This window comes from Fluviicola sp. (assembly GCF_029266855.1).
Classification (GTDB): Bacteria; Bacteroidota; Bacteroidia; order Flavobacteriales_D; family Crocinitomicaceae; genus Fluviicola.
In genome coordinates, this window is record NZ_JAQSWB010000006.1 from 84,797 (window position 1) to 100,123 (window position 15,327).

8 protein-coding genes are annotated in these 15,327 nt (G+C 42.1%); 4 read left to right on the forward strand and 4 right to left on the reverse strand.

Features of this window, described 5'->3' with window-relative positions; translation table 11 throughout:
• The first annotated feature begins 180 nt into the window (after window positions 1–180).
• On the forward strand, window positions 181–3,618 hold the full coding sequence (locus tag K0S23_RS13090) for a LamG-like jellyroll fold domain-containing protein (protein ID WP_300358095.1): 3,438 nt from the start codon (window positions 181–183) through the stop codon (window positions 3,616–3,618).
• 171 nt (window positions 3,619–3,789) lie between these two features.
• Window positions 3,790–4,704 (forward strand): YihY/virulence factor BrkB family protein, encoded by a 915-nt coding sequence (locus K0S23_RS13095; RefSeq protein WP_300358098.1) that lies wholly within the window; start codon window positions 3,790–3,792, stop codon window positions 4,702–4,704.
• Between the two features lie 18 nt (window positions 4,705–4,722).
• On the opposite strand, the gene K0S23_RS13100 is transcribed toward K0S23_RS13095, so the two are convergent.
• Entirely contained in the window at window positions 4,723–6,264 is a 1,542-nt protein-coding gene (locus tag K0S23_RS13100) for a hypothetical protein (RefSeq protein ID WP_300358101.1), read from the reverse strand.
• 348 nt (window positions 6,265–6,612) lie between these two features.
• On the opposite strand from K0S23_RS13100, the gene K0S23_RS13105 reads away from it, so the two are divergent.
• Window positions 6,613–8,112, forward strand: a complete 1,500-nt coding sequence (locus K0S23_RS13105) for a catalase (RefSeq protein WP_300358103.1) — start codon at window positions 6,613–6,615, stop codon at window positions 8,110–8,112.
• Between the two features lie 588 nt (window positions 8,113–8,700).
• Here the strand turns inward: K0S23_RS13105 and K0S23_RS13110 are convergent.
• The 3 genes from K0S23_RS13110 to K0S23_RS13120 all read right to left on the reverse strand — a co-directional run bounded on the left by K0S23_RS13110 (window position 8,701) and on the right by K0S23_RS13120 (window position 14,281).
• Window positions 8,701–10,059 (reverse strand): sigma-54 dependent transcriptional regulator, encoded by a 1,359-nt coding sequence (locus tag K0S23_RS13110; protein ID WP_300358105.1) that lies wholly within the window; start codon window positions 10,057–10,059, stop codon window positions 8,701–8,703.
• 9 nt (window positions 10,060–10,068) lie between these two features.
• Window positions 10,069–12,534 carry an ATP-binding protein gene (locus K0S23_RS13115; RefSeq protein WP_300358107.1) on the reverse strand — a complete coding sequence of 822 codons (2,466 nt, stop codon included), beginning with the start codon at window positions 12,532–12,534 and terminating at the stop codon, window positions 10,069–10,071.
• A 376-nt stretch (window positions 12,535–12,910) separates the two neighbouring features.
• Window positions 12,911–14,281 carry a S41 family peptidase gene (locus tag K0S23_RS13120; RefSeq protein WP_300358109.1) on the reverse strand — a complete coding sequence of 457 codons (1,371 nt, stop codon included), beginning with the start codon at window positions 14,279–14,281 and terminating at the stop codon, window positions 12,911–12,913.
• An 83-nt stretch (window positions 14,282–14,364) separates the two neighbouring features.
• On the opposite strand from K0S23_RS13120, the gene K0S23_RS13125 reads away from it, so the two are divergent.
• Window positions 14,365–15,186 carry an AraC family transcriptional regulator gene (locus K0S23_RS13125; RefSeq protein ID WP_300358111.1) on the forward strand — a complete coding sequence of 274 codons (822 nt, stop codon included), beginning with the start codon at window positions 14,365–14,367 and terminating at the stop codon, window positions 15,184–15,186.
• Window positions 15,187–15,327 lie beyond the last annotated feature (141 nt).

Sequence of the window (15,327 nt, forward strand, 5' to 3'; positions counted from 1 at the left end):
GCAAAATAAAAACTTACATCTTTCCCACATCAGAACTTTATTGGAGTTGAGGATCTTCCCCCATGCTGATCTCCTGATCCTGGACAGCGTTAAAAACGTTAATCGGGGCAGTTGGCCTCTGATTTTGTGTCGCTGAACAGCCGCGGTGCTTTATTTTCGGGCCACAATTAAAATAAGAAAATGAAAAAGATATTACTATCACTTTTTATCCTTCTGTGTGGATTTCAATTGTTAGCCCAGGACACAACGTGGGTACAAACATTTACATTTGATTCGATCATTACCCGCAGAGCAAGTTTCCAATTCCCGGCAACTTTAGACAATCAACGCTTTGAAAAAGTATTGATGTATTACAAATTGAAGTGTAGTCCGCTTACAACGGCGGATCAGTACGATTGCGGAGAATGGGATGCACTGACAAATGCCCGGATCTTTGAACATCTCGGAGTTTATGATTCAACTCAGTATGATGGCGAACGTTATAGGGTAAACCTCACTTCTCCGGCAACTTATCCGTACACATCAACTCCTTTTTACGATCAGCAAACACGTGCGATTTCTCAACGAACGCCGGATGCACTTACATTTTACCCGGTATCGGGAACAAATGCAACGAATATGGCTTTTGTTCAAAACGGACATAACGGAGGGAAGTTGCAGTGGATTGTTTCCGCTTCTGAATTAGCAGGATCCGGTGTAAACTCGGGTGACATTCAGGCTATGCAGCTTGATTTCCTGAACTCACTCGCTTCACTGCAGGGCTTCCAGGTTAAAATGAAGACAACTTCACTAACAAACCTGACAACTTGGGAAACCATCGGGTTTACGACAGTTTATAATGCGTCCTTAAACAATGTGATTTCCGGAACAAATGCAATTCATTTTTCCACACCGTTTAATTACGACGGAACTTCAAATATTGTCATCGAAATCACTTACAACGATGCCAGGACTGCTCTTCCGGCCTTGGAATTAGCAACAATTAATTCATCTGCGAATACCTTAAGTTACGATAATTCCAACGGGACCTTCGTTTCTGATGGAACCAATTACGCAGAGATAAACCTGAGCAATGTTGATCTGGGCCAGGATGTAACAATTGAATTTTGGTCCAAAGGGAATGGAAATACCGGAGTCGCGACAAGTATTTTCGAAGCTGCGGATTCCCTGGATCAGCGGATTCTGAATATTCATATGCCCTGGTCAGATAATGTGATTTATTGGGATGCCGGAAGTCTGGGTAGTTCCTATAACCGGATTTCCAAAATTTCCAATGCCTCGGTGTTGGACAATACCTGGCACCATTGGGCCTTTGTGAAGAAAGCTTCAACCGGGCAAATGTTCATCTATCTGGACGGAACATTGTGGCATTCGGGTAGCAACCTGAATTTCCCGGTTGGAAAGGTAACGCGGTTTATTCTTGGGGCAAATAAAGATTATACGGGCAAATGGAAAGGATTTATCGATGAATTTAAAATTTGGTCAAGTGCTTTGAGCCCAACAACCATTGCAGCATGGAAAAATCAAAAAACCAATGGTACACATCCGGATTATGCTGATCTGGAAGTATACTATGATTTTGACGGACAGTTGGCAATGATTGATCGTTCAGGTCACAACCGGCTTGGAGCAACATTGACTGCAAATATGGTTCAGCACAACAACAGCCCGGTTAGCGGAACGAGAAGTCTGAATTATGTTCCGAAAGTAAGTTTGGCGCAGGGAACTATGAATGCGGCTACCACAACAACCGAACTGGCTGCGCTTTATCCGGAAACCAGTGTTGTGTTTGAGTATGGAGCTTTGGATAACAGCTTCGTTATTACGAATAACATGCTGACGTACAGCCAGGGAACGATTGATACCTTAGCGGTGAATTCAACTGTTATTTCCTCAGGCAACAGCGTAAACGAAGACACGTTGCTTAATGAAACGATCACTTATTACGGTGCACCATTTGAATTGCTGAACGAAATTGAAATCGGAAGATACATTACTCCCTATGGTATTCAGTTTGATCTTGGTCCGCAGGGATTTTCCTGGATTTATGATGTAACTGATTATCAGCAATACCTCCACGGCCTGGTAGATTTGGCTGCGCACGACAACCGGGAACTCATCAATCTTCGATTTGCTTTCCTGGAAGGAATTCCTCCACGTGACGTGCACAACGTGGAACCGATTTGGAGTAATTGGCGTGGGTACAACTACGGCCAAATGGCCAACGATGTGGTGTTGCAGGCAAAGCAGGTAATTCTGTCCGACACTTCAGAAACATTTAGAATCAAAACGAGAATGACCGGTCACGGACATTTTGGAGCCGGATATTGTTGCGAATGGGAAGATAAAGAACACCGTTTGCTTGTAGATGGCGTTGTGCGCTTTAACTGGCATATTTGGCAAACTGACCAATGTGGTGAGAATCCGAATATTTCCCAGGGTGGAACATGGCCTTACGCCCGCGAGGGATGGTGCCCGGGTGACATGGTGAAAGACTACGATCATGAATTAACTCCTTTTGTTTCTCCGGGTGATACGGTAACGGTTGATTACTATATCAGTGATGTGCCGGTGAATGATGCGGGACAAGCCGGGGGCGATTACATTACTGCCATTGACCTGGTTTCCTATTCTGCTCCTAATTTCCAGCACGATGCGGCGATTGTTGATGTACTGAATCCGAATAATTATGAGTACTACAGCAAGTGGAACCCAACCTGTTCCAATCCGCGTGTATTGATCCAGAATACCGGTGAACAACCCTTAACTTCATGTAAAATAGGTTATTGGGTAACACCTAATTTCTATGCAAGTTATAACTGGACCGGAAACTTAGGCTTCCTGGAAAAAGAAGTGGTCGAATTACCGATAACGGATAACCAGTTCTGGTTCGGCGCGGCAACTACAGACGGATTCCATGCTGAGATTTCAGAGATTGGAGGTGCACCGGGAATTGATGAGTACGCTCAAAATAATCAGTTCAAGACGAGATATGCAGCCCCGGAAGTGGTTGAAAACCCCTTCTATGCGTGGTTTACTACCAATAACAAAGCTTACGAAAATAAGTGGCGCTTGGTTGATGGTGCCGGAAACGTGATTTTTGAACGTCAGACACTTCAAAGCTCCACGGACTACAAGGATACGTTTAACCTTGCTCCCGGATGTTATGCGATTATTATTGAAGATTCGGATGACGACGGATTGAGTTTCTGGTATTCTGCTCAAACAGAAGGTGAAACCAATGGGGCCTTCCGCGTCCGTGAAGTTGGTGGTTCTATTGTAGAAATATTCCCCGGAGATTTCGGTTCGTACCACCGCTATGATTTTACCGTAGGGTACACGCTGGATCTTCCCGAAAATGAAATGGCTGATGAATTCCTTGTTTCCCCCAATCCTTCTTCTGATAAGATCAGGGTGGAGTATGTTGGAAATGTTGGCGCTAAAGCAATGGTTCAGATCCTGGATCTGAACGGAAGAGTATTGATGACAGAATGGCCCTCAAATGTTGGAAATACCTATGGGATGGATTTCACTGTCAACCAACTGAACAGCGGGATGTACTTTGTGAAAATAACGGGTGAATTGGGTTCACGAACCACACAATTTATCAAACAGTAACAGGGTAAGTTTGAGTTACAGGAAGCGCCGTTTCTCATTGTGAGGAATGGCGTTTTTTTATTCGGTGCCGACAGATCGTAACAAAAACTTACATCTTTCCCACATCTGTGATTTATTTTTTGGAATTCAGGATCGAAACTCCTAAATTTTAATTGACTAAAACAGATCATTATGCCAAAAAAGACATCATTTTTTGCCAATCTTTGGACCATAACGAAAGCAACTGCGAAAGACTGGCTCAAGGCTGATCCGTTCAGGCAAAGTGCTGTCGTGGCTTATTATGCTGTTTTCTCAATTCCTGCTTTACTGGTGATCGTGATTGCCATCGCCGGATTGGTTTTCGGTCAGGAAGCGGTACAGGGAGAGATTTCCGAGCAGATAAAAGGTGCGCTCGGTCATGATACGGCTGAATCTGTCGAAAATATTATTGCGAAAGTATCTGAACAAAAATCATCTGTTATTGCTACGATTATCGGAGTTGTAATGCTCTTAATCGGTTCCACCGCAGTATTTTCCGAACTGCAAACTTCTCTCAACCAGATTTGGGAAGTACAAGTGGTTGCCAAAAAGAAATGGTTGAAAACCATCAAGAACAAATTGTTTTCTTTCGGCTTGGTCTTATCGCTGGGATTCCTGATGCTGGCCTCCCTGGTGCTTACAGCTGCATTGGAAGCGCTTGGCGGATTGATCAAAAACCAGCTTCCCGACTTTATACCTTTTTTACTGAAAATTTTAAATTTCCTGCTTTCCTTTGGTGTGATTACGGTCCTTTTTGCATTGATCTTTAAAGTGCTGCCAGATGCTAAAATCCGTTTACGCGATGTCTGGATCGGGGCAATGACCACAACCTTGCTTTTTATACTCGGAAAATTCGGATTGGGTATTTATTTCGCGAAGGCAAATCCTGAATCTGCGTATGGGGCTGCAGGATCAGTTGTACTGATTATGCTTTGGGTTTCTTATTCCTGCATGATCTTGTTCTTCGGTGCAGAATTCACCAAGCAATACGCAACGTTCCACGGTCATAAACTCGAGCCAACTGCTGAATCTCGGATCATTGAACAACCGGATCCGAAAGCGGTTTGATAACTATTTAATTTGCAATTAATGAAGCCATGCCTCACGCAATTTCTGTTGTTCCGCAGTTGTATTTTCCACCTCCGAAATTTTTCCGTCTTTCAGTTTTAAACCGACTTTTAGCAGGATTTCTTCTAAAGGCAGTTCCTGCGTTCCTTCAATGTAGTTTTTGGTAAACTCTTCCAGCTCTTTAAACCCACTTACAATGACCATTTCGGCGAAAAACTGCTTGTCTTCAAATGCTTTCCCCCTGTAGTGAGCCATTAAGTCCAATACCAGGTCTTTCGTACTGTATTCTCCTCCGGATAATTCGCGGAGTTTGATATCCATACACAAATTGATCAATGCACCTTTCAGGTACACATTGTAATATTCATCCTGCATTTCCATGGGGTGAAGACTCAGGTCGGTCATGGCTAGTTTCGTATCGAAGTGTTTCATGTCGGCAATCTTGCCTTCTACGATCTTGAAAAACTCCTTTTCCGTCTGCAATCCGGTTTTCACAGGCATGTGCATGGTAAAGTATTCAGTCATTCCTTCATAGAGCCACAAATGTTTCGAAAAGACAGGCTCATTGTAATCGTAATTTTCAATTTCAACCGAATGCAAGCCTAATGGCATCAAGGTGTGGAAAAACTCATGACTCGCAATCCCATAAATATTCTGACGGATGGTTTCAATATCCAATGGCATGTACAATAGGATCAAGGTCGAATTGGAATGTTCCAGACCGTCTCCGGCCAAATGACTCTTATCCGGGGCAAGATTATGGTAGATAAGGAAAGTATAATGGTCTACCGGCAGTTTGTTGTTCAGGTATTTCGTCTGACTCATCAGCAATGGACGAATGTATTCTGCAATATCTTTGGAAATCCGTTTTCCGGAGGTGGAGTAACAGGCTACTTCGACTGAGATTCCAGGTAACTGGATCATCGTGGTGTCGGGCAAAGCATACAGGATGGGATTGTCTACCAATTGATGGTAATCCTTGGCAAGGAACAAATCGTGATCCGGTTTCACCGTTTTCTTGAGACTGGTTGCCGGATACAAATTAATTCCTTTTCGGATACTGACTTCAATGGGGTGTTTGATATGTCCTCTGAAATAGCCGAAAAGACTGTTGGGAGTAAGCACCAATGAACTGTCACTGAATGAACTTGCCGCAGAGCGATAGAAACCGCGTCCTGCTTTATAATCAAACGCTTCCCAAGCGTCATCCACTAAATAGGAAACGGATGCAATACGCTGAGCTCCATAAACCTTCCATGAATTCACATCTGTTTTCGCGGTTTTCAGTTTCTTTCCTTTCTTGTCGAAGACTTCGAAGGATGAAACATACTGTCCGAAATTCATTGCTCCATAGATTCCCGGAATAATCTTCGGAAAACAGTAGGTGAGGGAATCTTCGGAAAAGCCTTCAATCCTTAAGCGAACAGCCAGTTTGTCGTTAGAAAGAGCCTTCAGACTTGTTTCGTAGCGATATCTGATCTCTTTTGTCTGTCCGTAAACAGTTTGGCTGATTCCGATGAAAACAGCAAAAATAAAGCGAAGCAAAGTAGTTCCTTTCATTTGTTTTTGTTTGACGTCTGTTTCTAAGACTGGTTGAGGTTTCTAAAAGTTACAATTTTTTGGTTTATATAGACGCACAGATTCTGAGTAGTATTCACAACAAACAATTACAACAGAAGTACATTAGCTTTTATTTTACCACTGATACGCAGATTAGAGTGAGTCTACCGCTTAAATGACTGGTAAGCGCCATAAAAATCTGTGCATCTGTGGGAGAAAACGTGAATGCTTGTAATTGGTCTTCCTTCTTGATGTTTAGAATGAGAAACCATTGTTTTGATTTCACAGTCTTTATGCGTAATTTCTAAGTCCTAAAACAACACTGTTTGTAAACGAAACTATACGGATATGTCTGAGAACAAGAAACGACTAACTACTGCATCGGGAAAGCCTTACGTGGAAGATGAAAACTCAATGAGCATTGGTGCACGCGGCCCACTTTTACTGCAAGATTTTATCCTGCATGAGAAAATGGCTCATTTTAATCGCGAACGCATTCCTGAGCGCGTGGTTCATGCCAAAGGGTCAGGTGCATTCGGAACTTTTACTGTAACAAATGATATTTCGAAGTACACAAAAGCCAGGATCTTCAATAAAATTGGAAAAGAAACCAAAGTTTTTGTCCGGTTTTCTACCGTTGGTGGAGAAAAGGGAAGTGCAGATACGGAAAGGGACCCGCGCGGGTTTGCCGTGAAGTTCTATACGGAAGATGGAAATTGGGATTTGGTTGGGAACAATACACCTGTTTTCTTTATAAAAGACCCTAAGAAGTTTTCCGATTTTATCCATACGCAAAAACGTGATCCGAGAACTCATTGCAAAAGCCCGACCATGATGTGGGATTTTTGGAGTTTGAATCCCGAAAGCCTGCATCAGGTAATGATCGTGATGAGTGATCGCGGAACACCACAGGGGTACAGACACATGCATGGTTTTGGTTCGCACACATTCAGTATGATCAATGCGAATAACGAACGGGTTTGGGTGAAATTCCATTTCAAAGCAATGCAGGAGATTAAAAATTTCATAAGTGCCGATGCTGCGGAAATGAAGGGCAAAGATCCGGATTTCGCACAGCGCGATCTGGTTGAGGCGATTGACAGAAAAGACTTCCCGAAATGGGCCTTGAAAATTCAGGTCATGACCGATGAGCAAGCCGGACAGTTTCCTTTCAATCCTTTCGACGTGACCAAGGTTTGGCCACACGGTGATTTTCCTTTAAGAGACGTTGGAGTGATGGAGCTAAACCAGATTCCAAAGAATTTCTTCGCAGATGTGGAACAAAGTGCTTTTGCCCCCGCACATGTGGTAGATGGAATAGGGTATTCACACGATAAAATGCTCCAGGGACGTTTGTTGTCTTATCCGGATGCCCACAGGTACCGTTTGGGGGTGAATTACGAACAGATCCCGGTAAACAAATGTCCGTTTATGGTTGCCAATTACGAACGGGATGGAATGATGACAGTAAACGGGAATCAGGAAGATGCACCCAACTACAATCCGAATAGCTTTGACGAGATCGAGATCGATATGTCTTATAAAGAACCACCTGTTCAATTGGATAGCACCTTAGCTGATTGGTATGATCGGAACGGAGCAAATGACAACGATCATTATACTCAGCCGGGGTTATTGTTTACCAAAGCGATGAATGATTACGACCGGCATAATCTGGTATCAAACATCGTAGAAGCAATGAATGGGATTACCGGCCCGAAGAAAGACCTCATTATCAACCGGCAGTTGTGTCATTTTTTCCGCGCTGATCAAAATTTAGGAACCGCAGTTGCAAAAGGTTTGAATGTTGATTTGGATGCAGTGATGAAGGCAATGCACCATGATTAAATAACAAAACCCGTAGACACGATTAATCGCGTCCCTACGGGTTTATAAAATACAAACCCCCCGATGAATATTCTCCATCGGGGGGTGTAGCTACCACACGTACTTCACTATCAACCTGTACATGTATTACCTCTAAATTAAACCTAAACTGAAACCTAAACTAACCTAATTGTTACCTAACTTATAGCGTTATGATTGATAGTATACTCTTAATTTTTCTTCATAATCTTCAATATCGCAACAGGTGCCTTAGGAATTTTGTACTTCAAACCCACTATACCATAATTCCTAAGTCTACACTATTGCAAAATCGTTGAATGTCTTTCCTGATTTTTGTGGAGCGGTCCCAAAGGGACCTTGCTGCCACATCGAACGGAAATAATTCTATACTGTAACTCAAATCGTATTTCAAAACTCTAATTGTCTCTTGAAATCGTTATTTCAAAAGTAATTTCTTGCATAGTCTATTATAAAGAACGTGCCAAAGGACCCGGAAACAAAAAAACCGTTGACTATCAACGGTTTCAGGATTGGCGCAATAGTGAAATATTTTCAAAATGAAAAAAATATTTTCAAAATGAAAAAAAATTAGTCTTCATCTTCTTCTTTTAGCATGCGGTAAATGGTTGTCTGACCAATATCTAATTTGTCTGCCACCAATTTGGTGTTGTTGTTATACTTATCCAAAAACAACTGAACAATCCTCCGGTTATATGCTCTTAAACTCATTTCTTCGGCAATAATTCCGGAAAGAATATCTGCGCTTGCTACTACAATATCATCTGCTTCGATCACATCGTTCATAGACATTACTGAGGCTAGTTCAATCACCGATTTTAATTCCCGTACATTTCCCGGCCAGGGATAAGCCAACAGTTTGTTTTGAGCAGCCGGACTGATTTTCTTGACAGTCATCCCGTTTTCTTTACAAAAACGCTCTACGAAGCTCTTGCTGAGCAATAAGGTGTCTTTTTCACGTTCCCGAAGCGGGGGCAATTCAATAGGAAGACCGAATAAACGGTAATATAGATCTTCCCGGAATGCTCCTGATTTGACTTCCTGCAAAAGGTTTTTATGTGTTGCAACAATAATGCGGCAGTTGAATTTATAGACTTTGTTTCCTCCTACACGTGTAATTTCCCGCTCCTGGAGTGCACGCAATAATTTCGCCTGGAAAACCGGGTCCAATTCGGCAATTTCATCCAGGAACAGGGTCCCACCGTCCGCTTCTTCAAATTTCCCGATGCGGGTTTGATTGGCTCCCGTAAAGGATCCTTTTTCGTGTCCGAATAATTCACTTTCAAATAATTCCTTCGGAATGGCAGCTACGTTGATGGCCACAAAAGGTTTGTCCTTATAAATGGAATTGTAATGGATCGCTTTTGCTATAACCTCTTTCCCGGTACCGGTCTCCCCGGTAATCGAAACGGTAATATTATTGGAAACGGCTTTTTGAAGCAGCATGAAAATGTGCTGCATCTTACTGCTTTGTCCGATGATGGTATCACTGAAATTGTACTTCGTTTGAACCTCTTGTTCCAGCTTTTCGATCTTTTTTAGGAGCTTTGTCTGGTTTTGTGCGTTTGCCAGCGTATTCAACAGGCGATTCCTCAGATCGTTGCCCTTTACGATGTAATCATAGGCGCCTAGTTTCAGAAGGCTTACTGCGGTTTCAATTTCCTCTTGTTCAGAGATCACAATTACCTGTGTTCCGGGACACATGGCTTTGATCTTTTCTAACAGTTCTTCACCTGAAATGTCCGGCAAACGGTAATCCATGGTGATCAGGTCGGGAACTTCATTGTTCAAACGGTCAAGTAGTTCTTTTCCGGTCGAAAAAGCCTCTGCTTCATAATCAGGATTTAAAGAAACGGTATGCACCAATAGTTTCTGATACCAATCGTTGTCTTCCACTATAAATATGCGCTGTGTAATCCCGGTTTCCATAGTTATTTCTTAGTTTAATTTTTCTTTTACCTGTGTAATGATGTGTTTTGCCTGTTCCTCAAAAGCTTCCATTAATTCATGGATGGAAGGATCGACAGTGGATTCTTTTCCCATGCGTTCGATTTCTTTGAGGGTAGTATAACAGTTGTTGGCTCCGAAGTGCTTGAAAGGTGCTGCCAGCTGATGAGCAAGTTCGGATGCATCACTCCATTTTTCTTCTTTGGTCAATTCTTTCATTTTGGTTAAACCGTTTTCTGTTGAATTCACAAAGGTTTGCAGGAGCTCCTTGTAAAAAGGCTCGTTGTTGTTGGTCAGTTTTTGGAGGCTTTTGAAATCAGCTTCGTCTAATTCAGTTCCCATATTGTGATCTTTATAAATTTGAAATAAAACTCTTCTCAAGTCTTCCGGATTGACAGGTTTGGTTAAAACTTCTGTCCAGCCGGAATCCATCATGCGCTGCCTTTTTTCAGGGTTTGAAGTAGCGGTTAATCCAACAACGGGAATTTGGTTGAGGGTTTCCATCTCTGTCATTTTCTCGCGTAGTTCATGTCCGTTCATTTCGGGCATTCGAATGTCGAGCAGTACAATGTCGATATCGTTGTTTTTGAGTTGCTCCAATGCTTCCAGACCGTTTATTGCTTCCAGCAGAGTAATGTTTACTCCATGGAATAAACTTCTCAATAATGTCCGGTTGAAGGGTTCATCATCTACGATCAGGATACTTTTGTCCTTTAAAAAGGAGAAATCCGTGCGGGATGGTTCGCGCGGGGCATCCACTTTGTCCTCCGTTTTTTCAAATGGAATTTCGATATAAAAGGTTGTCCCGATCCCTTCTTCACTGTTCACGCGAATCGTTCCACCTTGCTTGTCGATGATTTGCTTGGTAATGCTTAAGCCTAACCCGGTTCCGCCGTATTTCCGGGTTACTGTCAGATCAGCCTGCTCAAAGGGTTCGAAAATGCGTTCTTTCTGACTTGCCGACATGCCGATTCCCTGGTCCTGAACTTCGATCAAACAGCGGATCTGGCGTTTTTCCAGTTCTTCAAATCGCAGGTGGATGGTAATCAGGCCGTCCTTTGAAAACTTATTGGCATTGCTGATCAGATTAATAATAATTTGCCTGAAGCGCAAAGGATCACCGAGCACATTCGGAAATGGTTTTTGATCCAGTTCTACTACCAATTGATTGTTTCTTTCCCTTACCTGAAGTTCGTGTTGTTCCAGGAGAGTCATGACCTCACTTGCCGGATTAAAGGGAATCTTTTCCAGCTGAATATGATCTTTTTCCAGTTTGGACAGATCCAGGATTTCGTTTGTTATCTGGGAAAGATGCCTCACCGAGTTGCGGATGATCTTAACTTTTTTGGCAGCACTCTGATTCAGGGGTTCAAAGAACAATTGCTCGGTAAATCCGGAAATAGCATTGAGCGGTGTGCGGATTTCGTGACTCATGGTGGCAAGGAAGCGCGATTTGGCTTCTGTCAATTGATCGCTCTTATCCTTTGCCAGCTTCAGTTGCGCATTGGTTTCCTTGGATTTATTGAATAAAGTAATAATCAGTAACACGATCATCAGGATCAGTAAACTGGAGATCACACTGAATAAAAAGATAATTTGATTGGTTTCGGATGCTATATCCTTAGCGTGTTGGGTCTCTTTCAGCAGTTCTCTCTTGTCTGCTAACTCAATTGCCTGGAAAATTTGACCTATCTGTTTACTCAACTGGCTGTTTTGTTGCTGCAGATTGAGTTTGTATAAATTGAGTGAAGACTCTTTAGATACGGCGACGTTTTTAACCGATTGGATCTTTTTAGCGATTTCATTTGTACTCGCAGCAGCAATATCAGATGCTTTGATTTTTACCTGAGGTTGAACTACAGTAGTAGTTGGCGCCGGTTTTTTATTTTTCCGCTGGAACCATTTCTTTTTCGCTTCCTCACTTTGGGGCTGTGCCTGTGGAGTTTGCAATTCGTTTACCTGGTCGCGGATCTCCATTTTTATTTTGGCTATCTCGCTGGCATTCTGTACTTCATTCTGCACAATCGACATGGTCTCGTCCACCCGGTTTTCATTCTTAATACTCATGAGTGTATCGAGATTGGAAAAGCGGTCTTTTACCAATGTGCTTAAAACCCTGATCTGTTTTTGATAGGTAGAATCATCGCTTTTATAAGACTTTAGCAATTCTATTTTACGATTGGTCTGCGATTCAAGAATTTCAAAATCCAGGGGAGCATCTACATTGTTTTGATAGAGGTAAGAATAGGTAAGGTTATCGGATTTAAGAATATTGCTGTTCAGATCGCGAACAATAAATCTCCGGTTTTCCTTCAGATTTGTTGGAAGCGGACTTTCTGAAACCTGGGATAAACTGTCGTAGACCCAATATCCGGTAGTACATACGAATATCAGGAGCAATCCGATGATTACAAATAAAACGCGTTCAAAAAGAAGATTCCCCCAATTCTTTTTCATATTGATATGAATTTTCAAAATGAAAATTACGACTTTTTTTTGGATCAAAACCGCCAAAATGAAGTTTTTATGAGTGTCAGCTCTCAAATTGCGTATTTCAAACAAATAGACAGAAAAGCACTGCAGATTTTAACTGTTAGTGTTTAAGAAATTATACCTCAATTGCATTATTTCAGATCAAATGCGAATTGACGAGATTTGAACAATTAAAAATACCAATAACGATCCTTAAAACTAAAAACATCGGAATACTTAAAGTGATTAGTAGTGCATGAAATGAGAGAACTTCCGGTGCAAACTGACAAGTAATTGTTAAACTAAAAAAGGGTAGCTGAACGACGTTTCAGTTACCCTTTTGATTTCAATATTCCAAATATTAAGGCTTGCGGTTTAATGTAAACATCCCCCGTGGATTGGATAAAATCAGTTTGGATGCTTTTTCATTTCCGTTGACCTCAAAGTTCATGGTTCTGCCGCTTTCATCATCGTAGACAAATTGAGTTGCAGAAATGGGGATCAGGCGTAAATCCGGGGCTCCTTCGTATCTTCTGTACAAGGAATTTTCATTTAAAACAATCGTCATTACAGGGAGTCCCGAGTTTGGTTCGGAGGGATGGTATTCGCCGCAATAATTCAATAGGGTTTCCTTCGTCAGTTTTATGTTTCCTTCCTGGACTTGTTTTGCTAAAAGACTCCTGTTCTCAAGGCTTGTCAGATTCCATTGAAGCATCCTGCGTTCTCTTTCGTCGTTGGTTTTTGATAAAAAATCGGTGAAAATATGTTCCTGTGCTTTTTGCAGGGCCTGTTCAAATGGTACCGCAACATCGGGTGTTACACCGGTTCCTTCCCAATCTGTTTTACTTATGATATTTGGCGACCGATGGGTCGGAATATCCAATATGAATCCTTGGCCAATGCTAAAGCTGCCCGTTGGATGTGCGCCGCCGCCGGTCGTTTCACCAATTACAGTTCCGCGTTTTATTTGCTGCAGTCCATATGTGAAATCTTCTGCCCCTGAAAAGGTATACCTGCTGGTTAAAATGTAAACCGGCATCTTAAGCTTGAAGGTACTGATAGTTGGATCTGTCCATCCCTTTACGGTATCGTTATTCCGGTCGATGATGTCATTCATGCGGGTTTTTTGTTCAAAGAAATAACTAGCGGTTTGAAGTACCATTTGGGGAGATCCACCACCATTATAACGCATATCTACGATCAATGCTTTACAGTTGGAAACAAATCCAAAGGCAGCATCGAGGGTTGGTTTTGCCTCCTGTACGAAGCCGGAAAATCCATCCCATCGCAAATACCCGATATTTCCGGACAAAATCTCTGTTTTGACAAAAGAGAAATTACTTTCCCGGTGATTTTTCAAATCGAATTCATAGTTCTGCTGTTTTGCTTCGTCAGACATGGGTGTTTCCAAGAAACCGGCCAATTCCGGATCATAGGCCATACGTAGATGCGGGTCTTTGTGAACCTGCTGAAGATCATTGATTATGCGTAAACACAATTCGGATTTGTTCTGAACGGTGTTGTATGTGCCGCTCTTGAAATTCTTTTTGACATTTTGAACCATGAGTGCGGCCTTATCGGGATAAATGTACCAGCGATTTAAAGCATTCCCGAGGCTGTCAATCAGGAGTTTGATTTCTTTTGGATTCATTTTCCCGGAATCCTGTGCATGACCGAAGTCTGGATTTATGAATAAGAGAAGAAATAGTGCAAGAAGTTTGATTGTTGTCATCTGTTTTTGAATTTCATTAAATTTGATTGGCGTAAATGTAGATGGATTCCTTTAGACCATTTGTGTAAAAAACGGCCATTCTGATGAATATTATAAAAACAATCCCAAGGTCTTTGGGAAAATACATTCATTCTTTCTATTCACTCTATTCGTCGAATGGGGAGAAGCTGAGCACCACACACCGGCGCTTACCGGATGGCACACTGGACCTGGTATTTAACCTGGGCACTGCTCCGGTGCTTGTTTCACGCGACGGCAGTGGGTTTTCAATGATGCCGGAAGTGGCTTTAACCGGTATTCACCCGGATAGGAATTTTTTGTGCTACCAGGGAGATGTTCACCTGGTGGGAGTTGTATTTAAACCGGGTTCAGCTCACCTTTTTGTGAATGATACCCTGGAGCAGTATAAAGCATGTAATATTCCGGCAGCGTTGATATTTGGTAATGCGATCAATAACTTGCCGGAACAATTAAGGGAAATACCCGGTGAAAGGGAAAAACACCTGTTGCTGGAACATTTTCTGCTGGATACGCTTACCAGGAGAAATCTGAATCGTTATTCCCCAGGGATTTCTGCAGCTGTCGAACAAATTCATTCGTTGGAGGGAAACATAGTCATTTCGGAATTATACAAAGATCATTTCATGAGCGAGCGCAATTTCCGGAGAAAGTTCAATGAATGTGTAGGAATGAGCCCGAAACACTATGCAACAATAATAAAGATAAAATCATTTAGCAAGCGTTACGAACTGGAGCGGTCTGCACATGCGCCTATACTGGATGAGTTGGGCTATACGGATCAGTCACATTTCAACAAGGACTTTCAAAAAATTGTTGGTACTTCTCCCACTATTTACTTCAATGAGCTCAACCAAATCGGCGAAGAATTCATTCATTTGATTTAGACAAGCACCTTAAATCCGATACGAATTTTTGCACGAAAGATTGTCAATCCTTACTTACGGTATCGAAAAATATGGATTTGAGAGGTAAATTTTTCCTATGCACTTGTTGATTTGAAATAATTCCTTATTTTTGCACCCGCT

Bases quoted from the DNA above. Each gene is read 5' to 3' on its own strand.
- K0S23_RS13115 (WP_300358107.1), bottom strand. From the start codon at position 12,534: ATGAAAAAGAATTGGGGGAATCTTCTTTTTGAACGCGTTTTATTTGTA.
- K0S23_RS13120 (WP_300358109.1), bottom strand. From the start codon at position 14,281: ATGACAACAATCAAACTTCTTGCACTATTTCTTCTCTTATTCATAAAT.
- K0S23_RS13110 (WP_300358105.1), bottom strand. From the start codon at position 10,059: ATGGAAACCGGGATTACACAGCGCATATTTATAGTGGAAGACAACGAT.
- K0S23_RS13090 (WP_300358095.1), top strand. From the start codon at position 181: ATGAAAAAGATATTACTATCACTTTTTATCCTTCTGTGTGGATTTCAA.
- K0S23_RS13100 (WP_300358101.1), bottom strand. From the start codon at position 6,264: ATGAAAGGAACTACTTTGCTTCGCTTTATTTTTGCTGTTTTCATCGGA.
- K0S23_RS13125 (WP_300358111.1), top strand. From the start codon at position 14,365: ATGAATATTATAAAAACAATCCCAAGGTCTTTGGGAAAATACATTCAT.
- K0S23_RS13095 (WP_300358098.1), top strand. From the start codon at position 3,790: ATGCCAAAAAAGACATCATTTTTTGCCAATCTTTGGACCATAACGAAA.
- K0S23_RS13105 (WP_300358103.1), top strand. From the start codon at position 6,613: ATGTCTGAGAACAAGAAACGACTAACTACTGCATCGGGAAAGCCTTAC.